Source organism: Xanthomonas sp. fls2-241-TYG-148 (genome assembly GCF_030208815.1).
In the GTDB taxonomy this organism is placed as follows: Bacteria; Pseudomonadota; Gammaproteobacteria; order Xanthomonadales; family Xanthomonadaceae; genus Xanthomonas; species Xanthomonas campestris.
This window is the reverse complement of sequence record NZ_JARVTE010000018.1, coordinates 37,219-63,240: the sequence shown is the minus strand read 5'-3', so window position 1 is coordinate 63,240 and position 26,022 is coordinate 37,219. Positions and strand designations below refer to the sequence as shown.

The following is a 26,022-nucleotide window of genomic DNA, read 5'->3' as shown; positions in this document are numbered from 1 at the left end:
TGCTGGCTGTGAGCGTGGCGTTGGCCGCACCGCTGGCGGCGTATGCGCAGCCAGCGGCGCCGAAGCAGGCCGTGGCGTTCGACTGGTTCGAGTACCGCGGCGATGACCCGGTGTTCGCCACGCCACTGCCCGCCGGGCATTACCGCAATCCGATCCTGGCCGGGTTCTATCCCGACCCCAGCATCACGCGCGTGGGCGAGCGCTATTACCTGGTCAATTCCACCTTCGCGTATTTCCCGGCGATTCCTGTGTTCGAGAGCACAGATCTGGTGCATTGGACGCAGGTCGGCAATGTGGTCGAGCGGCGTGAGCAGCTCGATTACGATGGCCTGGGCGTGTCGCGCGGCATGTTTGCCGCCAGCATCCGCCACCATGCCGGGCGGTTCTATGTGGTGGGCACCGCGGTGGACAGCGGCGGCAATTTCATTGCCAGCGCGACCAGTGCGGCCGGGCCGTGGTCCAGGCTCAGCTGGCTGCCCAGCGTGGACGGCATCGACCCGTCGTTGTTCTTCGATACCGATGGCAGCGCGTACCTGCTCAACAACGGCCCGCCGGAAGGCACGCCGTTGTACGAAGGCCACCGCGCGATCTGGATGCAACGGTTTGATCTGGCCACCCACCAGCCGGTGGGCCCACGCAAGGTGCTGCTCAACGGCGGCGTGGACCTGACCAGCAAGCCGATCTGGATCGAAGGCCCGCACCTCTACCAACGCGATGGCTGGTACTACCTGTCGTGCGCCGAAGGCGGCACCGGGCCGCAGCATTCACAAGTGGTGCTGCGTAGTCGCAACGTGTGGGGCCCGTACGCGCCCGCGCCGCACAACCCCATCCTCACCCAGCGCGACCTGCCTGCCGGGCGCGCGCAGCCGATCAGCAATGCCGGCCATGTCGACCTGGTGGACACGCCCGACGGGCAGTGGTGGGCGGTGTTCCTGGCCAGCCGGCCGTATGCGGACGACCGCTACAACACCGGGCGCGAAACCTTCCTGCTGCCGGTGCAGTGGCGCGATGGCTGGCCGTCGATCCTGCCGCCGGGCGCACCGATTCCCTACATCGCCAAGGCACCGCACGGCACGCCGGCGCGCACCGACCAAACGCCGCTGTCCGGCAACTTCACCTGGCGCGACGGGTTCGATACCAGCACGCCACAGCGCGAATGGCTGTCGTTGCGCGTGCCCAAACGCGACTGGGCCGACCTGCGTGCACGTCCGGGCTGGCTCACCCTGCACGCCACACCGCAAGGACTGGCCAGCACCGGCAACCCGGCGTTTCTGGCGCGACGCCAGCAGCACACGCACTTCACCGCCAGCACCGCGCTGGAGTTGCCAGCCCATGCGGGCATCAGCGCCGGCCTGGCCGCGGTGCAGAATTCCAACGCGTGGTACGCGCTGGGCGTACGCCGCGATGGCGATGGCGCGGAGGTCTTCGTGGACAAGCGCGACGGCACGCGCACCACCACCCTGGCGCGTGCGCGCATCCCGGTCACCACCGCCCCATTGCGGCTGCAGATCAGCGGCGATGGCGGGCGCTACAGCTTTGCCTTCGATGCAACCGGGCACGGCTGGCAATGGCTGCAGCGTCACGACGACGCCAGCATGCTGAGCACTGCACAGGCCGGCGGCTTTGTCGGCAGCACGATCGGGCCCTTCGCCCAGCTGGACCCAGACCGCACCAAGGAGGATTGAGCATGCATTCCCACCCTGCCCCGCACGCCCGCGTGCCGCACCGTGCCCTGGCGCGCGGCCTGTTGCTGGCGCTCGGCGTGGCCGCCGGCAGCACGCACGCCGCGACGCCACCCCCGCCATATCTGGACCCCACGCAACCGCTGCAGGCGCGCGCCGCCGATCTGGTATCGCGCATGACGCTGGAGGAAAAGGCCGCGCAGATGCAGAACGCCGCGCCCGCCATCCCGCGCCTGCAGGTGCCCGAATACGATTGGTGGAACGAAGCCCTGCACGGCGTGGCCCGCGCCGGCGGTGCCACGGTGTTTCCGCAGGCAATCGGCCTGGCGGCCACGTTCGATACCCCGTTGATGGCCGAGGTGGCCACCGCCATCAGCGACGAAGCACGCGCCAAGCACCATGCCTTCCTGGCGCGCGGCGAGCACAAGCGTTACCAGGGGCTCACGTTCTGGTCGCCCAACATCAACATCTTCCGTGACCCGCGCTGGGGCCGTGGCCAGGAAACCTATGGCGAGGATCCGTTCCTCACCGCACGCATGGGCGTCACCTTCGTGCAGGGCCTGCAGGCGCAGCAGGGGCCGTATCGCAAGCTCGATGCCACCGCCAAGCATTACGCGGTGCACAGTGGCCCGGAGGCGGATCGTCATCATTTCGACGTGCATCCCAGCGAGCGCGATCTCTACGAGACCTATCTGCCCGCCTTTCAGGCGCTGGTGCAGGAAGGCCACGTCGCCGCGGTGATGGGCGCCTACAACCGCGTCAACGGCGAGTCCGCATCGGCCAGCACGCGGCTGGAAGGCATCCTGCGCCGTGATTGGGGGTTCGATGGCTACATCGTCAGCGACTGCGCGGCCATCCGCGACATCTGGCAGAACCACAAGATCGTGCCCACGCCCGAAGCCGCCGCCGCACTCGGCGTCAAGCACGGCACCGACCTGGATTGCGGCGACACCTATGCCGCGTTGCCTGCCGCCGTGCGTGCCGGCCTGATCGATGAAGCCACCATCGATCGGTCGCTGACACGGCTGATGGCCGCGCGCCTGCGGCTGGGCATGTTCGACCCGCCGGCCAAGGTGCCGTGGGCGCAGATCCCGGCATCGGCCAATCAATCGCCGCAGCACGATGCACTGGCCCGGCGCACTGCGCGCGAATCGCTGGTACTGCTGAAAAACGACGGCCTGCTGCCGCTCAAGCCCACGCTCAAGCGCATTGCCGTGGTCGGCCCCACCGCCGACGACCCGATGTCGCTGCTGGGCAACTACTACGGCACACCGGCCGCGCCGGTCACCATCCTGCAAGGCATCCGCGACGCCGCCCCGCAGGCCGAGGTGGTCTATGCACGCGGCAGCGACCTGGTGGAAGGCCGCGAAGACCCCAACGCCGCCGCACCGATCGACGCGCGTTATTTGCGCCCAGCCGCCGGTGCCAGCCAGAACGGCCTCACCGGTGAGTACTTCCGTGGCCGTGCACTGGCAGGCCAGCCGGTGCTCACCCGCATCGACCCGCGCATCGCCTTCCGCTGGGACCGCAATGCGCCCACCGACGATGCGGTCGGCCGCGGCGAACTGCAGCCCGGCCAGGCGCTCGGCAAGGACGACTTCAGCGTGCGCTGGCACGGCCAGTTGCTGCCGCCGGTGTCGGGAAACTACGAGCTGCAGATTGCCGCCGACGACGGCGTGCGCCTGTATCTGGATGGCAAGCCGCTCATCGACCAGTGGAGCGATGCGCCGCGCATGCGGAGCGGCACCGCCACCGTGGCGCTGCAAGCCGGCAAGGCCTACGACCTGCGCGTGGAATATTACGAAGCCACCCGCGATGCCGGCGTACGCCTGGCCTGGCGCATGCCCGGCGCCAAACCGCCGTTGCAGGAAGCCGTGGATGCCGCGCGCAATGCCGAGGTGGTGGTGTTTGTCGGCGGCCTCACCGGTGATGTCGAAGGCGAGGAGATGGACGTCAATTACCCCGGCTTTGCCGGCGGCGACCGCACCGACACGCGCCTGCCCAAACCCCAACGCGAGCTGTTGCAGGCACTGCAGGCCACCGGCACGCCAGTGGTCGCGGTGCTCACCACCGGCTCCGCATTGGCCATCGACTGGGCACAGCAACACGTGCCCGCCATCCTGCTGGCCTGGTACCCCGGCCAGCGTGGCGGCACCGCGGTGGGCGATGTGCTGTTCGGCCAGGCCAGCCCGGGCGGACGCCTGCCGATCACCTTCTACAAGGAAGACGAACGCCTGCCGGCCTTCGACGATTACGCCATGCGCGGGCGCACCTACCGCTATTTCGACGGTAAGCCGCTGTACCCGTTCGGCCATGGCCTGGCCTACACGCAGTTTGCGTATTCGAACCTGCGGCTGGACCGCACCACCGTCGCCGCCGATGGCACGCTGCGCGCCACCGTGTCGGTGAAGAACACCGGCCAGCGTGCCGGCGATGAAGTGGTGCAGCTGTATCTGCACCCGCGCAACCCGCAGCGCGAACGCGCACGCAAGGAGCTGCGTGGCTTCCAGCGCATCACCCTGCAACCAGGCGAACACCGCGAGGTGAGCTTCACCATCACCCCGCGCGAGGCGCTGCGTATTTACGACGAACAGCGCAAAGCGTACGCCGTGGACCCAGGCGCCTACGAGCTGCAGATCGGCGCCTCCAGCGCAGACATCCGCAGCAAACAACGCATCACCGTCACCGCAAACTGATTCCACCGCACGCCGCGGAATCAAAGCCCCTCTCCCGTCGGGAGAGGGGTTGGGGTGAGGGTACGGCCACCAAGCGAACTTGCAGCACCCCACGATTTCAAACAAACACCCATGCCAATTCCAACGCTCTCCATCGCAACACTCGCCCACCTACCTGCCACCGTCCTCACTCCCACCTACAACCCCCAACACACCACCATCGGCATCGTCCACCTGGGCGCCGGCGCCTTCCATCGCGCGCACCAGGCCGTCTACATCGATGATCTGCTCGCAGACGACCCCGCCTGGGCCATCTGCGCGGTGTCGCTGCACAACCCGCAGGTGCGCGATGCGCTGCGCCCGCAGGACGGCCTGTACACGCTCGCCCTGCTCGATGCACAGCCACAGCTGCGCGTGATCGGTGCCATCGCCGAAGTGCTCTGCGCCAGCGATGAGCAACCTGCCGTGCTCGCCCGCCTCGCCGATCCGGCAGTGCGCCTGGTCACCCTCACCGTCACCGAAAAAGGCTATTGCCTGGCAGGCGACACGTTGGACCTCAGCCACCCCGATATCGTGCATGACCTTGCGCATCCGCAGACACCGCGCAGCGCGATCGGCTACCTGGTCGCCGGCCTGCATGCACGCAGGCAGCACGGCCGCGCACCGTTCACCGTGCTCAGCTGCGACAACCTGGCCGACAACGGCAGCCTGCTGCGCCACGCCACCGTGCTGCTTGCGCAGCAACGCGATCCCGCGCTGGCCGCCTGGATCGAACAGCACGTCAGCTTTCCGCGCTCGATGGTGGACAGCATCACCCCTGCCACCGACGAGGCGCTACGCGCGCAAGTGCACGCACAGACCGGCCTGCACGACGCCTGGCCGATCCAGCGGGAGCGCTACACCCAGTGGGTGATCGAAGACCGCTTCTGCAACGGCCGCCCGGCGTTCGAACGCGCAGGCGTCACGCTCAGCGACGATATCGCCGGCTACGCGCGCGCCAAGCTGCGCCTGCTCAACGGCCCGCACTCGGCGCTCGCCTACCTCGGCAGCCTGCTGCAGCTGGAGACCGTGGCCGATGCCATGCAGCACACGCCGCTGGCCGGCTTCGTCGAAACGCTGATGCGCGAGGACATCGCCCCCAGCCTGGCGCCGATGCCCGGCTTCGACCCGCACCGCTACAGCGAGGCCATCCTGGCCCGCTTCCGCAACCCCGCCATCCGCCACCTGCTGGCCCAGATCGCCTGGGACGGCTCGCAGAAGATTCCGGTGCGCCTGCTCGGCACTATTGCCGATGCACTCACCGCCGGCCGCCGCATCGATCGCCTCTGCCTGCCGGTCGCAGCCTGGCTGCACTTTGTGCGCAGGCAGGCGCACGCGGGTGTTGCGTTGGTTGATCCGCTGGGCGAACAGCTAAGTGCGATCGGCCGTATCGCGACCGGCGACGCACACCGGGATATCGCTGCATTTCTCACAGTTGACGCAGCGTTTGCGCCGATGTCTGCTGACGAGCGTTTTGTAGAAGCGCTACAGCAGGCGTATGCCCTCTTCCAAACTGCGCGGCCGGCAGATGTACAACAGCTTCTGGCAACTGCGTAGGTCAAGCGCTTACCTCGGTCACACCCAAAATGCATTGCAGGACAACGTTAGTCCTGACACATCCGGCCTCATGCAAACAATTCGCTCTCCCCCGACGAGTCCTAGCGAACTGATCCATGCGTCAACCACAAAACTTGTGCCTATTGCGTTCTCGTCGCTTTGCTGTGGTAAAAATTACACAACAGGGGAAGGGAGCGGGTTAGATGGATTTTATTGATCAGTTGCGTGTGCTTGCGACACGCATCAGTACGACACGCGCGTTAATTCAGACAGAAGAGGCCACCAAGAATGCAATGGTGATGCCCCTCATCCAAATCCTTGGATACAATGTTTTCGATCCACTCGAAGTCACGCCGGAAATCGTTGCCGATGTCGGCACGAAGAAAGGCGAGAAAGTCGACTATGCGATTCTTCGCGATGGCAAACCCATTATTCTTTTCGAGTGTAAGAAAGCGGGTGCCGAGCTAAGCATCAATCATGCAGGCCAGCTATTTCGCTACTTCCACGTCACTGCGGCACGCTTTGGCGTTTTGACGAACGGCTTGGTCTACAGGTTTTTCACTGACCTAGAACAGCCGAACAAGATGGATGAAAAGCCGTTCTTCGAATTCAACGTCCTTGATTTCAAAGAACGCGATGTCGAAGAACTCAAAAAGTTTGCCAAGTCGGCGTTTGACCTAGACACGATCCTGACGACCGCGAATGAATTGAAGTACACACGCGCTATCCAGACACGTCTGGCAGAATGGATGCATCAGCCTACCGAAGAATTCGTCAAGCTGGTCTCGGCTGATCTGGTCGGAACAAGACGCTTTACGCCGGCGATCCGCGATCAATTCACAGCGATCACGCGCCGCGCGTTCGATCAGCTGGTCAGTGAGCGAATCAATGAACGGCTTAAAGGTGCCATGGCACCTGAAACTGCCTTGATCGGTGATCACATCTCGCATGTCCCCGCAGATCAGCCTACGGCGGCAGCCTCACTTGCTCCTGATCCACTGATCGTCACAACGCCGGAAGAGATCGAAGGCTTTCACGTTGTCAGAGCGATCGTACGCGAAGCCATTCCTGGAAGACGCGTCTTTATGAGGGATGCTCAAAGCTATTGCGCCATCCTCCTGGACGACAACAATCGGAAGCCGATCTGCAGACTCCGGTTCAACAACCCTCAAAAGCTCCGGCTTGGGCTTTTCAATGCGGCCAAGGAAGAGGAGCAGATCGATCTCGGTTCGATCGACGATATTTATAATTTCGCAGAAAAGATTCGCGCCACTGTCGCAGCGTATTTGCCACAGGAAGACTGTGCTTAGTCGGCCTCAGCACTCCATGCGCCGGGCGTCATAATCTCCCGGCGTGTCACGGCTCGAGCTGTTGGCCGATCCGAAGCAAGTTGCCGCTCTCATCCACAATCGCAAATTCGCGCATGCCCCAGGGCTTGTCGCCGACTGGATCGATCCGTGGGATGCCTTGTGCCGGCAGCGCTGCTGCCCGCATTGCGGCATAGACACCATCCACATCAGTCACGCGCAGATAGCAGCCCGCATAACAGGCCGCCGGGTCCAGATCCGGATGCGCAAAGAAGTGCAGCTCCACATCGCCGCGCTGCAGGATCGCGTAGCCCGCATCATGCGGGTGCGCATCGCCGGCAAAGCCAAGCGCGCGATAGAACGTCAGCGTCTGCGCAATCGAGCGGCTGGGAAGGATCGGGATGGTCTGGTCACCGACATTGGCGCTGGCATTCATTCTTGTCTCCTCTGTCGAAGGGATCAGTGCTGAACACATTACGGCGATCATTGGCGGCGTAACAGCCCAAGCGGTGTGCACGCCACCGCCCTGCGATTTACCTGATTCACCACGCAGCTCAGACCTGCCGGCGGCCCAGACTTCATTGTCACATTGTCGCTTGCAGATAGTGCCGCCCGCTCCCTCAGACCGCCTGATCACTTCGCATGGCTACGTTCTTCTGCAAAAGACGCATCAGCACCACTGCAAGCAGGATCAGAAAGCTCAACTCCCACACGTAGAACGCGGCGCCCACGTGATCGATCGTGACCTGATGACCGGCCTCGTTCTTGTCGAACCTGGTTGCGCGAAAGGTATCCAGTCCGATTAGGCAGGCTGATACCAGCAAGGCTGCAGCCAACTTGTCCAGTTTGAGGAAGTAACAAAGCCACGCCAGGAAGAACAGTGGGTTGCTTAACCAGGCGATACATTGGCCATCGACCAGCTGGATCCAGCCAAGCAGCAAAATGACGAAACCGCCAAGTTGATCGTTGCCTCCATGCAATGCGGGAAGACAGAGCGCAATGCCATAGAGCAGTGCAGATAACACGAGGAGAGATACTTTCACGACCGTCCTTGTCTGAGACGAAGCCTGCGCTTCATCGCTTGGGGTGGGTCCACAGAGCAGGCGCCTGCCAGCGGCCCCCTACTATAGACAATGGGCCCGAAGTTGTGGCCTGCCAGATGACTGGCCATGTCACCTCGTGAGCGCTTCATTCCCGAGGCATGGCTACGGTACATGGCTATGACATGCTTGAGCCCTCATCGCCATGCCTCTTGAGTCAGCACCCACATGGCAGCGCCCAAGAAACAACACTTGCCAGAGAAGGTTTGCGTTCACTGCGGACGACCATTCCGTTGGCGCAAGAAGTGGGAGCGTGTCTGGGACGAGGTGAAGTACTGTTCCGATCGCTGCCGTCATGCGCGTAAGGCTCAGCCGGGCAGCTGATGTCCATTGAGTTCGCGCGGCGTCCCTTTTCAACGTACCGCGTTGTAGCGAGCGAGGGCGCCGGCTTGGCAAGCCGCGTCGGTTAGCCCGGAGCACCGGCACTGCCTGGTGGCCAGCTGCGGTGCAGACGTGCTGGCTGGATGCTGCGTACTGGCGAGTTGGAGCAGCCATCAACACGACAACGCAGCCGCACGCGGCCGGTGCACGGGATCCTTATGCAGCGCCGTGCACTCCGGGTCCTCCGCACCCACCCGACGCTCACTACGTTGTGTTGGCCGCTCCTACTCCGCGGCTTTCCTGATTTTCGACTGCTTCGCGACGGCCATATTGTCGACCAGGTTCGGGTAGGAGCGGCCTGCAGCCTTGGCGCGGGCCTTGGCTTGGGTTTTCTGCGCAGCCGACAGTGGCCTGGATGTCTTGGCCGGGTTGGGCTTTTTCCAGGGCGCACTCTTCTTGCTGGCACTTTTCTTGGCAGCCGTCTTGTTGCTTGTTGCTTTTTTGGCAGCCACCTTCTTGGTGGCGCTCTTTCGCACGCTGCTCTGCTGTGTCGCGCGTTTGCTCGTGGCTTTCTTTGCCGTGCCCTTGCGGGGCGTCGCGCGCTTCTTCGCGGCTGTACGTGCTCCGCTGTTCGACGTGGCGGCGCTCGCACCTGCTTTCGCCACGCTTTTTTTGGCGGACGACTTCGTACTGGCGGCTTTCTTTGTAGCCGCTCCGGTCTGTTTGCTATCAGCCTCCTGCAGGCGTGCATGCAGTCGCTCGGCCCACCGCTGCCCGGCATCGCCGCCCCACAGCAGCCAGGCGATGTAGCCGGCGGATGGCTTGGTGCGATCCGCCCATCCCTTGCCGGTCTTGTCCACGCTGTGGCGAGCGAAGTACGCGTGCATCCGCCGAATGGTCTGGGCCGAGAGCTGCTTCTGGGCGGACAGGTCCCTTGCACGTGCCACACCAATCGCCGTGCCGCCGCGCCTGTGTTGCTCACGCAAGCGCAATCCGCGGGCTGCTGCGTTGGCGACGGTCTTGGGCGGCGTGGTGTTGAGGGTCTTTGTTGTCGAGGTGCGTGCCACGCGGCTCTCCTGTCAGTGCGTTGCCGTAGTGTTCGCATTGCGGGGTACTGTTGGACGTGAAGAGCGTGCGCCCGGGAGCATGCAGCGCTGCCAGTGCGTTGTTTGTGATCCGCTCTCTGGCGTGCTGCGTTGGTCACGCCGTGCGGCAGTCGATAGACGCGTCCACCGCGCTCCATCGACTTGATGCAAACAGCCTGGCGTGACGTTGCAATTATTTTGTATGGAGTCACTGCACCGCGCGGATCAGCCTGCTTTTGCAGGGTCACGGCGCACGCGCGTGCCGATACACTGGCCAGTCATCGCAATCAGGCAGAGACGTCCATGAGCTCTTTGGCGACTTCGCTCCGCGCAGCCGTGTTCGCTGCCGGGGTCACATGTATTCCTGCGCATGTATACGCCACACCCGATGGCAACCGCGCATCGGCTGAAGCCGCACAGGCGGTGCAGCCCGCGCAGTGGCGCACGGTGGCCACGCACAACACGCCGCACGCGCGCCATGAGAACAGCATGGTCGCGATCGATGATCGTCTGTACCTGCTGGGTGGGCGCGACGACCGGCCGCTGGAGATCTTCGATACCACCACGCAGCGGTGGTCGCAGGGCGCGACGCCGCCGCTGATGGTCAATCATGCCCAGGCCGTGGTGTCGTCCGGCAAGCTCTACGTGGTGGGTGGCTTTACAGGCAACTATCCCGAAGAAGCCTCGCTCACCAACATGCTGATCTACGACCCGAAGACCGACCATTGGCAGGTCGGGCCGGAGATTCCTACGCAGCGCCGTCGCGGTGCCGCCGGCACGGTGGAGCATGCCGGTGTGTTGTATCTGGTCGGCGGCAATACGCGTGGCCACATGAGCGGCTACGTGCCCTGGCTGGATGCTTTCGACACCCGGACACAACAATGGACGCAGCTGCCCGACGCACCGCATGCGCGCGATCACTTCCATGCGGTGGTGCTCGACGGCAAGCTGTATGCCGCCGGCGGGCGTCGTTCCGCGCATGAAAGCGGCAATACCCTGGCGCAGACAATCAGCGAAGTCGATGTGTACGACATTGCACAGCGCACCTGGACGGTTGCACCGGCCGCACTGCCGACGCCACGTGCGGGCACCGCCGCGATCGCACGCGATGGCCGGCTGCTCGTCATGGGCGGCGAGAGCACGCGTCAGGTGAAGGCGCACGAGGAGGTGGAGGCCTACGACCCGCGTACGGCGCGCTGGACGACACTGCCAACGTTGCCGCAGGGGCGCCACGGCACGCAGGCAGCCGCGGTGAAGGGCGATGTCTATCTCGCTGCGGGTAGCGCCAATCGAGGCGGTGGGCCGGAGCTGGAGGATGTGCTGGTGTTGGCGAAGGCTCAGGGGACGCAGTCACTGGACTAGCCAGTGCGCTGCGGGTGTGCCTGCATCAAGCGCCTGCACATGCCGTGCATCGGCACTGCCCTGTCGCGGCCAAGGCCGCTCCTACGGTGGAGCGGCTATCGCGAGCCTTCGGTGCGTGGTGCGCTTGTCAGCGTGCAAACTCCAACCCAAGCGAGGTCACCTGCACCCGCGCCAGCAGTGCGTGCGAGGTCATGTACAGCGTGTGGCCATCATTGCCGAACGCGCAGTTGGAAATGGCGGCACCGGTTTCGATGCGGCCGAGTCTGCGGCCGTCCGGATCGAACACGATGACGCCGCCGGGGCCGGTGGCGAACAGGCGGCCATCTGCCGAGACCGCCATGCCGTCAGGCAAGCCGGGTGTGTCTTTATTGACCAGGTCGGTGGCATCGGCGAACACACGCTTGCCGGTCACCGCGCCCTGCGCATCCAGCGCATACGCCATCCAGATCGGGCGCGCCGGATCGGAGTTGGCCACGTAGAGCGTGCGCTGATCCGGTGACAGCGCAATGCCGTTGGGAAAACTCAGGCTGTCGTCGAGCAGGTGCACGCTGCCATCGGTGTCCAGGCGATAGACGCCGTTGAAGCGCAGTTCCTTGACTGGCGAATCGTTCATGCCTTTCAAGCCATACGGTGGGTCGGTGAAGAACACCACGCCATCCTTGCGCCGCACCACATCGTTGGGGCTGTTGAAGCGCTTGCCACCGAAACTGGTGGCCAGCGGAGTTTTCGTGCGCGTGGCAGGGTTCAGCCGCGCCACGATGCGGGTACCGGAATCGGCCAGCAACACGGTGCCGCCCGGTTCGGCAAACAGGCCATTGGCACCGGCTTCGCGCAGCGCGGCGACATCCGTGCCGGCGTAACCGGAAGGCGACAGGAACACCGATAACCCCGCCTCTTCGGACCAGCGATACAGCTTGTTTTCGGGCACATCGGTAAACAGCAGATAGCCGCCCTGCCGCACCCAGGTGGGGCCCTCGGACCAGGTGAAGCCCTCGGTGAGTTTTTCGATGCGCGCCTGCGGCGCCACCACCTCGCGAAACGCCGGATCGAACGTGGTGATGCGGCCCACGGCGGTGAAGCGCGGCGCAGGTGGCTCGCGCTTCACGCAGCACGTAAGCAACGTGATCACCGAGACAGCCAGCAGTACGCGGGTCGGGAAGCGCATCGGCAATTCCTGTTGGAGGGCTGCGCAATGATGCCATCCGGCGCGCCAGCACGCTTCACCTCAACGCTTGCCGAGCAACGCTGCTCAGCGCGCTGCAGTCGGTTGGCCTGCGCCAAGCGCACACGACAGCTACACTACGCGCAGTGGTGATGCCGTACGCGCGTTGCGCGGTGGCGAGCCAAAGGAGAGCTGCAGCATGGACACTCATTTCGCCGGCGGGATTGACCCGCCAACGCTGCGCGTCACCCGCGCAGGCCGTCGCGTGCAGTGCGGCGCGCTGTTACTGGCGACCGCATTGCTGGCGGCCTGCGCGGGTGCGCAACCCTCTATCCCATCGAATCCCCATACACAGGAGCGGGCCATGTCGGAGATGACGTCAGAGCAACTGTCACACGCAGTCGTACGGCTGATCCTTGCGATCGGCGGCAAACGCGATCTCACGCCCACGCAGGTTGCCGCACACACGGGCCTGCACATTGCGGCGCAAGACAACACGCAGAGTTTCGGCGCATCCGGTCAGCTGGCCGATGGCAGTAGCTATGCCTTGAGTTCAGTTGCCGATGCAGACGGCCTGCCACCCTCGCGGTTGGACATCACGTTTTCGCAGGCGCCCGGGCGCGCAGCGGCTGTGGATTGTGCACAACCCATCGGGCCTTACCGGCAGGCACTGGTCGACGCAGGTTTCGTCGCGCAGTGGATCGCGCCGCCGCGTCTGGGCAGCCTTGGGCGTTGGCACTTCGAGCGCGGCGACATCGTCGTGTATGCCTTTGTCGGTAAGGACGCTGCGCAGGACGATGCACGGGCATGCGTGTCTACCGTGCAGATCCTGGCCACCGCATAAGGAGATGGGAATGGCAGACCTGAAACAGATGCTGGATACGTTCGAAGCAGCGCACGCCACAGAAGGCCGGGCGCTGCGGCAGATGCTGGACAACACGCCGGAACTCAAGGCGCAAGTACAGCAGGCAATTGATCAGAAGCAGCTGTCCGGCTTTGCGCCGTCCGAAAAGGAGGGAAACGGTTACTTCAATCCGAGGACCGGCCAAATCGCGTTGCCCATGGACGTGCTGCGCAGCGCGAGGATGGATGTACCGCGCGATGACTCGGCCAATACCGCGCGGATGGTTCTTGGCCATGAGATCGGACATGCGATCAACAAGGCCGCCATCCAGACGTCCGACCGGACATTCGAGAACAAGATCGCCGAGGTTGCCCGATCGCCCTCGCCGCACGACTACACCGCCCTGATCAAAGCGCACGTCGCGGAAGATCGCACACGTGAAGCCAAGGACGAGATCGCCGGCATCAATACGCTGGCCGGCCACATCAAGCGCAGCACCCCCAATGCAACGCTGGGGGATCTGTATGAAGCCAGCAGGGAGATGGCCAGCTACATCGACAAACAGGGCGTGGCTCCCCACGCTATCTACACAGCCAAGGAGGGGCTGCGCTTTGGTAACGATCTGAAGATCGATCCGGCTGTGCCGAGCAATGTCGAGGCCATGGGCAAGTTGTTCTATGACGCGCGCGGCTACCCACAACAATACGGCGCACGCGACCTGGTTGCGGCGGCCGAGGCCGAAGCAGCCGCGCAGCGGGCTGACCCCACGCGCGCGCAGCCGGACGTGCATGTGGACCTGAAAGCAATTGGCATCCTGGAAAAGGACGCCGCGGCGTCACTGTTCGGCAGCGGCTTTCGCGACACCAGCGCAACGCCGCCGGACGCCAAGCGGGCCGCCGAGCCGAGCGAGGCGAACCGTGCCTTGCACGGCAAGCTTCGTCGTGGTGTGGCCGAGGCCGAGCAGGCGCTGGGCAAGGACTGGGACGACAACAGCGAGCGCATGACCGCCAGCCTGACCTTGCTGGCCAAGCAGAATGGCTTCACTGACCGCGACCAGCTGTCGGTGAGCTTCAACCGTGCGACCGCGACGCATCCAAGTGGCGAGCTGGCGTTCGTTTACCGTGACGGCCCCACGGCGTCGCCCGATCCCCATGCCAACCGTGCGCACATGACGACGCAGGAGGCGATTGCGCGGCCGGCGCAGGACACCTACCAGCAGTTGCAGGAGCAGAACGCGCAACACGCGCACACCCAGCGCACGGTGCAGGCGGAACAGCCGGACCACGCGCAGGCGCAGACACCATCACCGCAGGTGTTGACGCGCTGAGCCACACTGGCGCGTGCATGCCCCCGGCAGCGGACCCGAAACGCTAGGGCTGCTGTCGCGGTGCGGGCGGCGCCGCTGCCGGCACCGCCAGCACCGCATCCAGGGCCGGCTTGGGCTGGTGGTTGCGGTCGAACAGCAACGGGTAGTTGGTGCGGCCGGGCACGGGGTAATCGTTCTTCCAGGACATGCCATCGCTGACGCCCCAGACGCTGACGCGCGCCAGCTTGTCGCGCTTGCGCCAGAACAGCGCGAACAGTTCCGCATAGCGGTCGCGTAGCTGCGTCTGCACCTGTGGTGGCAGGCCATCCGGGTACGGGTCGAGGAAGTGCTTGAATTCGGGTAACTGGAACTGCTTGTGCGCAAAACCCGTGCCGATCACCTGGCCTTCCTTGGTGACCGGCAGCACGTCGATGTCCAGCTCGGTGATCATGACCTTGACCCCGAGCGCAGCGTAGGCATCGATGGCGGCTTCGATGTCCTGCACGCTCGGGTAGTTCAGGCCCCAATGCCCTTGCATGCCCACGCCGTCGATGCGGATGCCGGCCTGCTGCAGCATCCTGACCATGCGCACGATGCCGTCGCGCTTGGCCGGCCGCCAGGCGTTGAAGTCGTTGTAGTAGAGCTGTGCGTCGGGCGCATAGCGCTGCGCGAAGGCGAACGCATTGCGCACCACGGTGTCGCCATCGCCGACGCGCTGCACCCAGTTGGTGGAGCGGTAGCTGCCGTCCTCGTCGATGATCTCGTTGACCACGTCCCAGGCCTGCACCTTGCCCACGTAGCGGCCGGCCACGCGCGCGATGTGCGCGCGCATGCGTTCCAGTTGGGCCTGCGACGTATTCGGTTTGCCGCTTGCATCGACAAAGAACCACTCCGGCGTCTGGTTATGCCAGACCAGCGTATGGCCAACGATGAACATGCCACGCCGCTGCCCGTCGGCGACAAAGGCATCGGCCGCGGTGAAATCGAACACGCCCGGCTGCGGCGCCACCACTTCGGCCTTCATCACGTTCTCGGCGGTCACCGCGTTGAAGTGGCAGCCAACCAGCGCAGCGGAGGCCGCATCCTTGCCAGAGACGATGTCCGTATTGACCGCGGTGCCGATCAGAAAGCCGCCTGCATACGCGTCCTTGAGCGCCGTGGTGCCCGGTGTGCAGGCCGCCGAGGCGATGGGCGAAACCGCTGTGCCGAGCACGCAAAGCAACACGGCACATCGAAAGGTAATCGGGCGAAACAGGTGCATGCAGTGGTTCCTGGAAGGGATGCTGTCACAGCGGGTGCAGTTGCGCGCGCGTTGGGTGATGGACGCCTCTGTAACTGAGCGAGCGACCACGGGCAACACCCCGCTCATTCCGCCAGCACCTGCATGCTGGCAGGCTGCAGCGTGTCGGATTGCACGTGCACGGTGATCGGCCCCTGCGCGCCCGGTTTGGCGCGCACGATCACCAGGCACAGACCGTTGAAGGCGTTGCGCTCGGGCAGGCCGAAGGCCTCCAGGTTGGTCGGGTCACCGTTGTCGGTGGCGACCAGTTCGCCCGCGCCTTCCACACGAAACCGCAAGCGGTCGCCTGCAGTCGGTGCAGGGCGCCCATCAGCATCGAGCAGGCGCACGGTGATGAAACTCAGGTCCTTGCCATCGCCACGGATCTGGCTGCGGTCGGCGTTGAGCTGCATGCGCATGGCACGGCCGGCGGTCTGCACACGGTCGCTGGCCCACGGCTTGCCATGTTTGTAGGCCTGCACGCGCAGCTCGCCCGGTTGGTAGACCACCGCATCCCAGCGCAGCCGGTACTGCAACGGCGCCTTGCGCTTGCGGCCTTGCGAGACGCCGTTGACGAAGAGCTCGGCCTCGTCGCCGGAGGTGAACACGTGCACCGGCGTCACTTGGCCCTCGCGCCCCGGCCAGCTCCAGTGCGGCAGCAGGTGCGCCATCGGCAGCTCCGGCCGCCAGCGCGCCTGGTACAGCCAGTAGCGGTCCTTGGGGAAGCCAGCCAGATCCAGGATGCCGGAATAGGAACTGCGTGAGCTGTAGTACGGCGTGGGCTCGCCGAGATAGTCGAAGCCGGTCCACACAAACTCGCCGGCCACGAACGGATGCCGATCCAACGCGGCAAAGACCTTGTCGGCACTTGAGCCGAAATCCACCGCGTGTAGTTCATACGCGCTGACCTGGTGGGCCACCGAATCGCCGCCGCGGCCATCACGCACCGGCGCGCTGCTCTGCGCACTCACCGGAAACAGGTACACGCCGCGGCTGCTCAGCGCCGAGGCCGTCTCGCTGCTGAGGATGGCCTTGCGCGGGAATTTGGCATGGAAGGCCGGGTATTGCGGCAGCTTGCGGATGCGCTCGGTACCTTCGAACTCGGGCGTATCGCGGATGCCTTCGCCCTGGTAGTTGAGGCTGATCACATCCAGCGCCGCCGGCAGCGGCATCTCGGGCGAGGCGTAGTTCATTGCCGCCGTCGCCGGGCGCGTAGGGTCTTCGGCGTGCACGATGGCGTGCAGCCTGCGCGCGATCGCGGCGCCCGCTTCGCCGGTGTATTGCTCGCCCACTTCGTTGCCCACGCTCCACAAAATGATAGAGGGATGGTTGCGGTCGCGGCGCAGCATGGCGCGCAGATCCGGCTCGTGCCATTGCGGAAAGATCAGGTGGAAATCCAGCGGGGTCTTTTTCATCTCCCAGCTGTCGAACACCTCATCCACCACCAGCAGACCCATGCGGTCGGTGAGCTCCAGCAATTCCGGCGCGGGCGGGTTGTGGCTCATGCGGATGGCATTGGCGCCCATCTGTTGCAGTAACTGCAGCTGCCGCTCGGCGGCGCGCACATTGAACGCGGCCCCCAGCGCGCCCAGATCGTGATGGTTGTTGACCCCGCGGATGGGCACGTGTTCGCCGTTGATGACCAAGCCCTTGTCCGGGTCGAAGACCACGCTGCGCACCCCGAACGGCGTTTCGACACGATCGACCACGCGGCCACCCTGGCTGACCTCGGTCACCGCGACATAGCGATGCGGTTGCTGTGTCGGTGGCGGGCCCCAACGCCGTGGCGCCTCGATCTGCGTACTGCCCTGCACGCGTGCACTGCCACCCGCCGCCACCTGTACCTGCACCGCGGCGATCTGCGCCACCGCCGGGCCACGGCGCAGGCCGCTGGCGTCATCCAGCGCGTACAGCGCGGTGCTCACCTGCGCCTGCACGGGGGCGGCACCGGCATTGTCCAGCTGCACCGCCAGCTGCACCTGCGCGCGCTCGGCCGACACCTGCGGCGTGCTCAGCTGCGTGCCCCACTGGGCAACGCGGAGCGGGCCGGTCTTGGTCAACCAGACATTGCGATACAGGCCACCGCCGGGATACCAACGCGCCGAATCAGGCGGGTTGTCCAGCCGGATCGCGAGCTGGTTGTGCCCGCCCGGCACCACGTACGGCGTGAGATCCACGCGCCAGCTGGTGTAGCCGTACGGCCAGCCGCCCACCAGCTTGCCGTTGAGCCAGACGGTGGCGTAGGACATCGCGCCATCGAGATCGAGAAACAGCGAGCGACCGCGGTCGCTGACCGGAATCTGCAACGCCTTGCGATACCAGCCAACGCCCCAGCTCGGCAATCGCCCCATGCCGCCATGCGGGCCATCGGCCAGGAACGGCCCTGCAATTGCCCAATCGTGTGGCAGGTCCACGCGCTGCCATGCGCTGTCGTCGAACGTGGGCTGCACGTAGGCCACCGCACTGCCCGGGTGCCCGGGCGGGCGCACATGGCGCTGCGTGGGGTCGGCGATCAGGTTGTTGGCAGTCGGCAGGATCCACGGTTTGAGGACGTCGCGCGCGTCGGCATCGATGCGTTGCGCCTGCTCGGGCCGCGCATCGGCCACCTTGCCGTCTTCGCTGCGAACCACCTCCGGGCGTACGTCGTACTCCAGCCGCACGGTAGTGCCGGGCGGATCGCCGCGCTGGAAGCGCCAGTCGGCGTTGAGCGAGAGCCGTTCGCGCGGCGCGTTGGTTGGCTCCGCCGCTGTGACCACACCTGCTGTACTGCAGAGGCAGACCAGCGCCATGCAGCCCGCGCGCAGGCTGCGCTGCAGCGGTCGCTGCGTAGGGTCTGGACGCCCATCGCGTGCACGCCTGCAGAGGCGATGCAGCACACCCCGTAGGTGATGGATGGCGCAGGTCATCGCCACGCTTACACCGCGCTCGCTCACGCGCTGTGCGGTCGTGGTTGCCTGCTGCTGCATAACAGCTGGTGTCATCCCCTCACTCCCTCACTCCCCTCAGGTACATGCCGCCTGCAGTGCGCCAGTCCTCGCAGGGGCGCGCACAGCGCGGCTGCCCGCGCTCATAACTTATAGGCCTGCTTGGGCAGGCGGTACGCCAGATCGATCGCGACCTCCATGGCCTCGTCTTCGTCCAGCCGATGTTCGGCCACCAGCTTCGCAAGGAATGCACTGTCCACGCGCCGCGCCACATCGTGGCGTGCGGGAATCGACAGAAACGCGCGGGTATCGTCGTTGAAGCCCACCGTGTTGTAGAAGCCGGCGCTGGCCAGCGTCTGCTCGCGAAACCGCCACATGCCTTCGGGCGCATCGTGGAACCACCACGCCGGGCCCAGCAGCAGCGCCGGGTAATGCCCGGCCAGCGGCGCCAGTTCCCGGCTGTAGCTGGTTTCGTCCAGCGTGAACACGATCAGGCGAAATCGCGCGTCGTTGCCGAACCGGTCCAGCAGCGGCTTGAGCGCATGCACGTAATCGGTGCGCATCGGGATGTCGGCGCCCTTGTCGCGCCCGTACCGCTCAAACAACTGCCGATTGTGATTGCGGAAACAGCCCGGATGCAGCTGCATCACCAGGCCGTCATCCACGCTCATCGCCGCCATTTCGGTAAGCACCTGCGCGCGAAACAATTCGGCCTGCGCCGGCGTAGCCTGGCCACGCACCACCGTGTCGAACAGGCGCTGTGCCTCGGCGGGCGAAAGGTCTGCGGTGGCCGCACTGGGATGGCCGTGATCGGTGGAGGTGGCACCGGCCGCAGCGAAGAACGCGCGGCGCTGCCGATGCGCACGCAGATAGCCGGGCCACTGCATGACATCCTCGCCGGTCAGCGCGCCAAACTGCTGCAGCGCGCTGGCGAATTGCTCATGCTCCGGGTCCACCACCGCATCCGGGCGGTAGGCGGTGAGCACGCGCCCGCTCCAACCGCTGTCGCGAATGGTGGCGTGGTGCTCCAGTGTGTCCAGCGGCGACTCGGTGGTGGCGATCACCTCAATATTGAAGCGCTCGAACAGCGCGCGCGGCCGGAACGCCGGCGTCTGCAGCGCGGCGGTAATGTGGTCGTAGTAGTGGTCGGCGCTGCCGGCATCCAGGCGGATGCGCAGATCGAACACCTGATGGAAGACGTGGTTGAGCCACAACGCCGAGGGCGTGCCACGCAACAGCGCGAACTGGCTGGCGAACATGCGCCAGGCCTCACGCGGGTCCACCGGCGCACGCGATCCATCGGCATGCGGAATGCCGAGTTGATCCAGGTCGATGCCCTGGCTGTACAGCATGCGGAACACGTAGTGATCGGGCACCAGCAGCAGCTCGGTCGCGTTGGCGAACGGGGCATCTGTGGCAAACCAGGCCGGGTCGGTATGGCCGTGCGGGCTGATGATCGGCAACGCCGCGGTCTGCGCATACAGGCGGCGCGCGATGGCACGCGTGGCGGGGTCTGCCGGCAGCAGGCGGTCGTCGTGCAGGATCAAGGGTGTGGGCATGGACTCAGGTCACCAGACAGCAGGGGAGAACGGTACAGCCACGGCAGCGCATCACGGTGCGCGCACGCCAGGATGCTGGGCCACGTAGTCGCGCAACCAGGTCAGCGCCGGCCGCTCGCTGCCATCGGCGCGGATGAGATAAGCCGCTTCCTTGTCGCGCCACAAGCCGGGGCGATAGCCCCACAGCGTGATGCCGGCCACCGCCGGGTGCTCCCAGAACACCGGAAACACACGCTGGTAGCTGGCCAGCTGCTGCGCATCGCTTGGGCCATCCAGATCGAATTCGGTGATGTAGATCGGCAGGCCGGTGCTGGCCAGCGTGTCGAGATTGGCGCGGTGCACCGACATCGCTACGTTGGGTGTGGTTTCGAACGCGTGCCCCTGCACGCCGATCGCATCCACCAGCTGCTCGCGCTGCAACAGCTGCACGATCTGCAGATAACGCTGCGTGGCCTGCGGGCTATTGGTGATGCTGTAGTCGTTGATCATCAACCGTGCGCGCGGAAACTGCTGGCGCGCCAGCCGGAACGATTGCAGCACCCACTCCCAGCCGCTGGCACCGTTGCCGCCGAGCGCCTGCAGATAATTGCCGCCGCCGTTATCGTCTTTGCTGGGCGGGTCGTTCAGCGGCTCGTTGACCACTTCCAGCAGGTCGATATCCGGGTAACGCTGCGCCACCGCGGCAAACCATTGCTCGATCTCGCGGCGCTGCTCGGCCGGCGGCAGGTGCTTGATCCATTCCGGCTGCTGGTTGCCCCACACCAGCACATGCATCTGGAACGGCATGCCGTTGGCCTTGGCGAAGTTGTAGGCGGTATCCAGGCCGCTCCAGTCCATCTGGTCGCGCACCGCCTCCACACTGCCCCACTTGCCGGCGTTTTCCGGCGTGAGCTTGTTCCAGTACTGGGTAAACCCCGGCGCCTGTTGCGGGCCGTAGGCACTGCCCAGGAACTTGGACGCACCCGCCGCCAGCGGCGCGGCCTGCGCGGCTGGCGCCAGGCCAGCGGTGAGCATCAACAACAGTGCGCATGCATGCGTGGACATGGTGGGCCCTCAGGGGTGCGTGGCGGGAGGTGCGGGTGCATCGGCGGGCAGCTGCGCCGGCTCCAGCCGCGGCACCAGATGGTGCACGATGGCCAGCGCCAGCAGGTAGGCCGAGCCCGCCATCAGGAACACCGGCACGTAACTGCCGGTGGCTTGCAGCAAAAACCCGATGAAGGTGGCGATCAACATGCCGCCCACCGCGCCGGCAAAGCCGCCGATGCCCACCACCGTGGCCACCGCATGGCGCGGAAACATGTCCGACGGCAGGGTAAACAAATTGGCAGACCAACCCTGATGCGCGGCAGTGGCCAGGCCGATCAAACCGACTGCCACCCAGAGATTGTCGGCACGCGCGGCAAACACGATGGGCACCACCGACAACGCGCAGATCAGCATCGCGGTCTTGCGCGCGCGGTTGACGCTCCAGCCCCGCGCGATGAAGCGCCCGGCTACCCAGCCGCCGGCGATGCTGCCGATATCGGCCAGCACGAAGATCACAATCAACGGCGCGCCCAGTTGCAGCAGGCTCAGGCCATATTCGGCGTGCAGGAATTTGGGCAGCCAGAACAAAAAGAACCACCAGATCGGGTCGGTGATGAACTTGCCCAGCACAAATGCCCAGGCCTGCCGGTGCCGCATCACCTGCAGCCACGACAACCGGCGCTGCACCGGCTCGTGCGCATCGCTGCGGATATGCGCAAGCTCGGCCGCCGTCAGCCCCGGCTGCTGCTCGGGTGGGTGGTAGCTGCACCACCACACCACCAGCCAGGTGGCACTGAGCACACCGGTGAACAAGAACGCGGCCTGCCAGCCCCAGGCGGTGGCGATCACCGGCACCAGCAAGGGCGCAACAATGGCGCCGATATTGGAGCCGGAATTGAAGATGCCGGTGGCCAGCGCGCGCTCGCGGCGCGGAAACCATTCGGCCACGGTCTTGATCGCCGCCGGGAAATTGCCCGATTCGCCCAGCCCCAGAAAAAACCGCGCAATTGCAAAGCCCACCACGGTGGTGGCCAGCGCATGCCCCATCGCAGCCAGGCTCCAGATGCCGATGGCCAAGGCATAGCCGGCGCGCGTGCCGAAGCGGTCGATCACCGCGCCGCTGCACAGCAAGCCAAGGGCATACGCGGCCTGGAAGGCGGTGACAATGTAGCCGTACTGGATTTCGTTCCAGCCGATCTGCGTCTGCAGGAACGGCGCCAGCACGCCCAGCACCTGGCGGTCGACATAATTGATGGTGGTGGCCGCCAGCAACAGCGCACACACACGCCAGCGCATCCGGCCCAGCCGCGCCAGCGGCCCGGTCGCTGCAGCGTTCACCGGCAACTCGCTCACAACGTGCACCGCGGCGGCAGCGCGCAACGGCAATCCGCCAATGCCCTGTACGCGTTGCCCCTGTGCGCAACGCGGCAACGCGGTGAACGTGGCGCGGTGGCCGTGTGTTCTTCGGTTCGATTCATCGACCACTGCACCTGCACGAGGGTGGCATTGCGCCACGGGTGATAGCGCTACCATTACCATGCGCATCGGCAGAATCCATTACGCAGTGCAGCACGCCAATGCGCACTGCCGTGATGCGACACCACGCACCTGCCTGCCATACAGCCGCCTCCGCTATGCCTGCCAATCTATGCTGCCCTGCAGCGTGATGTCTGCGATTTGGTAGCGCTAACATCCGGCGCCACCAGTCGCCTGTTGCTCCGCCGCTTCATCGCCGCCCCGCATCCGCCGGTGCCGGCACTCCCTGCGCAGGGGCGATGCGTGGGACATCTGCTCACCTGATAGGGAAGGGATTACGGTGAAGAACAGTTATGCACGTACCACGTTGTCCTGCGCATTGAGTACCGCCTTGCTGGGCATGGCCAGCACCTGCGCCTTTGCGCAATCCACCGATGCAAGCGCTGCGGCCACGACCGCACAGACGCCGCCCACTACCGCCGGCAGCGGCGATGCCGTCACCCAGCTCGATACCGTCACCGTCTCCGGTTACCGGCGCAGCATCCAGTTTTCCACCGATGCCAAGCGCGATTCGGTCGGCTTTGCCGACACCGTGTTTGCCGAAGACATCGGCAAGTTCCCGGACATGAATATCGCCGAGTCGCTCAACCGCATCCCCGGCGTGCAGCTCTCGCGCGACGTCAATGGGGAAGGCCTCAACATCGCCATCCGCGGCCTGGGCACCAGCTTCACCAAGACCACGCTCAACGGCGCCAGTATCGCCACCGCCTCGATCGGCCTGAACGCGCAGAACCAGAACCGCGAGGTCGACCTCAACCTGTTTCCCACCGAGTTCTTTACCCAGCTCACCGTGAGCAAGACGCCCACCGCCAGCATGCTCGAGGGCGGCGTCTCCGGCGTGGTGGACATGCGCAGCGCGCGCCCATTCGATCGCCCCGGCGTGCACGTCACCTACCAGGCGCAGGCAGACTGGAACAGCACCAGCGAAAAGACCACCCCGCGCGGCGCGGTGATGGGCAGCTGGACCAACGAGCAAGGCACCTTCGGCGCGCTGTTCGGCGTGGCCTCGGTGCGCAGCAAACTGGGCGTGGAAGGCTTTGAGAGCGTGGGCTGGACCAATCCCGGCCTCACCTACACCCAGTGCGGGCTCACCCCACCGGCCGGCACGCCGGCAACCAACCAACCCACCGCCTGCAACGTCAACGGCGGCGGCAACTGGCGCATTCCCGATCGCGTACCGGCCACCGCCGGCAGTGGCCTCACCACGGGCGAAACCATCGACGCGGCCTGGCTGCTGGCGCGCAATCCGGGCCTGAGCATCGACCAGATCAGCGACGCGTTGATTCCGCGCCTGGGCCGCAGCGTCTACATGACGGGCGATCGCGACCGCGATGCCTCGGTGATGTCGCTGGAATGGCGGCCGTCGGACAGCATGCATTTCTACCTGGACACGCTGTATTCCGAAGCCAAGCGCACCACCGAGCGGATCAGCATGAATCTGATCGGCCGCAACGGCAACATGATCCCGCTCGGCATGCAGCTGGATCAGAACAACGTGGTCACCAGCGCCACCTTTGCCAACGCGCAGTACTTCCTGGAAGCGCGCCCATACCGCGAAGAGGTCAAGTTCTGGAGCGTCAATCCGGGCGCAGAGTTGCTGTTCGGTGAGAACCAGGACATCAAGCTCAATGTGCAGGCCAATGCCACGCGCAGCTGGCTGGCGCGCGAGTCGCCCAGCATCCTGGTCACCTCGCCGTTCACCACCGTGGACTACCGCAACGAAGGCGGCGACCGCCCGTCGATCAGCAGCCCGCTGGACCTCAACGACCCCAACCTGGGTTGGGGCTGGGCCGGTGGCCGCGTCAACATCCAGAACGAAAAGCGCGTCACCCACACACGCGGCGCACGTGCCGACCTGCAGTTCGGCGAAGACAAGCGCAACATCAAGATCGGCACGTCCTACGACCAGGCCGAGCGCACCATCCGCGGCTTCGACAACAGCACCGCGTGGGAGCAGGTGATCTGCCGCGGCGGCGGTGGCAACGTGTGCAATGGCGGGCCGGGTTCGGCGATTCCCAATGCGGCGTTGTCCAGCTATTTGCGGCCCGGCCCGGGCGGGTTCATCACCGCCGACTTCAACCGCTTCCTCGGCGATACCAACTACTACGCGTTGCGTGATTCCGCACCGGAAACCAACTCCGCCAACACCGGCGCCTCGGCCGGCGGCATCCGCGAAAAGAACCTGGGTTTCTACATCGAAACCAACGCCGAAACCGAAGTGTGGAACCGCACGCTGCGCCTGAATGCCGGCGTGCGCTACGTGACCACCGACCAGACCATCACCGGCCCGGTCACCATCAACGGCATCCGCCAGGTGCAGGTGCTGGATTCTGACTACAAGGAAACCCTGCCTTCGTTCAACGTGGCCTGGGATGTGGCCGACAACGTGGTCATGCGCCTGTCCAGCTCGCGCACGCTCACCCGTCCCGACCCCAGCGCGATGTTGCCCAACACCAACTTCAGCGACCCCTCCGCGCAGACCGCGACGCAAGGCAATCCCAACCTGGCACCGTACCTGTCCACCAACGTCGACTTCGGCGGCGAGTGGTACACCGGCGGAGAAGGCTATGTAGGCCTGACCCTGTTCAACAAGCGCATCAGCGGCTTCACCGTCAACGGCGTGCGGCGCATCCCGTTCAATGATCTGGGCGTGCCGTACGACAGCCTGCTGCCGATCCAGCAGGCCGGCCTGGACCAGCGCGGCGGCCCGAATGCAGCCACCGTGGACGTGCAGACCCAGGTCAACGCCGATGGCGTGCTCAACATCCGCGGCACCGAAGCGATCTGGGTGCAGCCGCTGGACAAGCTGGTCGACGGCCTGGGCTTCAGCGTGAACTACACCCACGTCACCCAGTCTTCCGAAGGCGAAGGCGTGCCGGCGGTGGCCGTGGGCGTGGCGCCCAACCTGTGGAACGGCACCGTGTACTGGGAAAAGAACGCCGCCTCGGTGCGCCTGTCCTACACCTGGAACGACGACATGGTGATCTCCGGCGCCAACCAGAACGGCATCCCGTATGCACGCCTCAACGCAGACGCACGCGGCCAGCTGGATCTGTCGGCGAGCTACGCACTGGATTGGCTGCCATCCAAGCCGCAGATCACGCTCAACGTGACCAACCTCACCGACGAACCGCTGCGCACCACCTACGCCTGGCCCAACGCCACCTATGACCTGTACCAGCCGGGGCGCACGGTGATGCTCGGCATCCGCGGTACCTTCTGAGTGTTGCCGTCACCGGTCGCGGGTCCTCCCAACCG

General features: G+C 65.3%; 18 protein-coding genes. 9 read left to right on the top strand and 9 right to left on the bottom strand.

The window, feature by feature from the left end:
• Positions 1 to 2 precede the first annotated feature (2 nt).
• From QRM60_RS16795 to QRM60_RS16780, 4 genes are all read left to right on the top strand, one after another.
• Entirely contained in the window at positions 3 to 1,685 is a 1,683-nt protein-coding gene (locus tag QRM60_RS16795; RefSeq protein ID WP_285446736.1) for a glycoside hydrolase family 43 protein, read from the top strand.
• 2 nt (positions 1,686 to 1,687) lie between these two features.
• Positions 1,688 to 4,378, top strand: coding sequence for a glycoside hydrolase family 3 protein (locus tag QRM60_RS16790; protein WP_285446660.1), 2,691 nt, complete (start codon positions 1,688 to 1,690; stop codon positions 4,376 to 4,378).
• Positions 4,379 to 4,489: 111 nt separating this feature from the next.
• On the top strand, positions 4,490 to 5,953 hold the full coding sequence (locus QRM60_RS16785; RefSeq protein ID WP_285446659.1) for a mannitol dehydrogenase family protein: 1,464 nt from the start codon (positions 4,490 to 4,492) through the stop codon (positions 5,951 to 5,953).
• A gap of 203 nt (positions 5,954 to 6,156) precedes the next feature.
• A complete protein-coding gene (locus QRM60_RS16780; protein ID WP_011039177.1) occupies positions 6,157 to 7,263 on the top strand; it encodes a type I restriction endonuclease in 1,107 nt (368 codons plus the stop codon).
• A gap of 46 nt (positions 7,264 to 7,309) precedes the next feature.
• On the opposite strand, the gene QRM60_RS16775 is transcribed toward QRM60_RS16780, so the two are convergent.
• Entirely contained in the window at positions 7,310 to 7,696 is a 387-nt protein-coding gene (locus tag QRM60_RS16775) for a VOC family protein (RefSeq protein WP_042595844.1), read from the bottom strand.
• A gap of 184 nt (positions 7,697 to 7,880) precedes the next feature.
• Positions 7,881 to 8,303 carry a hypothetical protein gene (locus tag QRM60_RS16770; protein ID WP_042595842.1) on the bottom strand — a complete coding sequence of 141 codons (423 nt, stop codon included), beginning with the start codon at positions 8,301 to 8,303 and terminating at the stop codon, positions 7,881 to 7,883.
• Between the two features lie 225 nt (positions 8,304 to 8,528).
• On the opposite strand from QRM60_RS16770, the gene QRM60_RS16765 reads away from it, so the two are divergent.
• Positions 8,529 to 8,684: a DUF2256 domain-containing protein gene (locus QRM60_RS16765; protein WP_040942102.1), complete on the top strand. Its 156-nt coding sequence runs from the start codon at positions 8,529 to 8,531 to the stop codon at positions 8,682 to 8,684.
• 281 nt (positions 8,685 to 8,965) lie between these two features.
• Here QRM60_RS16765 and QRM60_RS16760 read toward each other — a convergent pair whose 3' ends face one another.
• On the bottom strand, positions 8,966 to 9,748 hold the full coding sequence (locus tag QRM60_RS16760) for a DNA-binding protein (RefSeq protein WP_042595840.1): 783 nt from the start codon (positions 9,746 to 9,748) through the stop codon (positions 8,966 to 8,968).
• 321 nt (positions 9,749 to 10,069) lie between these two features.
• On the opposite strand from QRM60_RS16760, the gene QRM60_RS16755 reads away from it, so the two are divergent.
• Entirely contained in the window at positions 10,070 to 11,128 is a 1,059-nt protein-coding gene (locus QRM60_RS16755) for a kelch repeat-containing protein (protein ID WP_285446658.1), read from the top strand.
• A gap of 127 nt (positions 11,129 to 11,255) precedes the next feature.
• On the opposite strand, the gene QRM60_RS16750 is transcribed toward QRM60_RS16755, so the two are convergent.
• Positions 11,256 to 12,293 (bottom strand): SMP-30/gluconolactonase/LRE family protein, encoded by a 1,038-nt coding sequence (locus QRM60_RS16750; RefSeq protein ID WP_285446657.1) that lies wholly within the window; start codon positions 12,291 to 12,293, stop codon positions 11,256 to 11,258.
• 361 nt (positions 12,294 to 12,654) lie between these two features.
• Between QRM60_RS16750 and QRM60_RS16745 the strand changes: the two genes are divergently transcribed.
• Together QRM60_RS16745 and QRM60_RS16740 are read left to right on the top strand one after the other, a co-directional pair.
• A complete protein-coding gene (locus tag QRM60_RS16745) occupies positions 12,655 to 13,134 on the top strand; it encodes a hypothetical protein (RefSeq protein WP_285446656.1) in 480 nt (159 codons plus the stop codon).
• A gap of 10 nt (positions 13,135 to 13,144) precedes the next feature.
• Complete coding sequence (locus QRM60_RS16740; RefSeq protein WP_285446655.1) at positions 13,145 to 14,461, top strand: XVIPCD domain-containing protein; 1,317 nt, start codon at positions 13,145 to 13,147, stop codon at positions 14,459 to 14,461.
• 43 nt (positions 14,462 to 14,504) lie between these two features.
• On the opposite strand, the gene QRM60_RS16735 is transcribed toward QRM60_RS16740, so the two are convergent.
• The 5 genes from QRM60_RS16735 to QRM60_RS16715 form a co-directional block, all read right to left on the bottom strand.
• Positions 14,505 to 15,701, bottom strand: coding sequence for an endo-1,4-beta-xylanase (locus QRM60_RS16735; protein ID WP_285446654.1), 1,197 nt, complete (start codon positions 15,699 to 15,701; stop codon positions 14,505 to 14,507).
• Between the two features lie 104 nt (positions 15,702 to 15,805).
• Positions 15,806 to 18,700 (bottom strand): beta-galactosidase GalB, encoded by a 2,895-nt coding sequence (gene galB, locus QRM60_RS16730; RefSeq protein WP_285446653.1) that lies wholly within the window; start codon positions 18,698 to 18,700, stop codon positions 15,806 to 15,808.
• Between the two features lie 86 nt (positions 18,701 to 18,786).
• Positions 18,787 to 20,202 (bottom strand): glucuronate isomerase, encoded by a 1,416-nt coding sequence (gene uxaC / locus QRM60_RS16725; RefSeq protein ID WP_285446652.1) that lies wholly within the window; start codon positions 20,200 to 20,202, stop codon positions 18,787 to 18,789.
• Between the two features lie 51 nt (positions 20,203 to 20,253).
• Positions 20,254 to 21,216 carry an endo-1,4-beta-xylanase gene (locus tag QRM60_RS16720; RefSeq protein WP_285446735.1) on the bottom strand — a complete coding sequence of 321 codons (963 nt, stop codon included), beginning with the start codon at positions 21,214 to 21,216 and terminating at the stop codon, positions 20,254 to 20,256.
• 39 nt (positions 21,217 to 21,255) lie between these two features.
• Positions 21,256 to 22,524 (bottom strand): MFS transporter, encoded by a 1,269-nt coding sequence (locus tag QRM60_RS16715; RefSeq protein WP_183111890.1) that lies wholly within the window; start codon positions 22,522 to 22,524, stop codon positions 21,256 to 21,258.
• Positions 22,525 to 23,044: 520 nt separating this feature from the next.
• Here QRM60_RS16715 and QRM60_RS16710 point away from each other — a divergent pair.
• Entirely contained in the window at positions 23,045 to 25,987 is a 2,943-nt protein-coding gene (locus QRM60_RS16710; protein WP_285446651.1) for a TonB-dependent receptor, read from the top strand.
• Positions 25,988 to 26,022 lie beyond the last annotated feature (35 nt).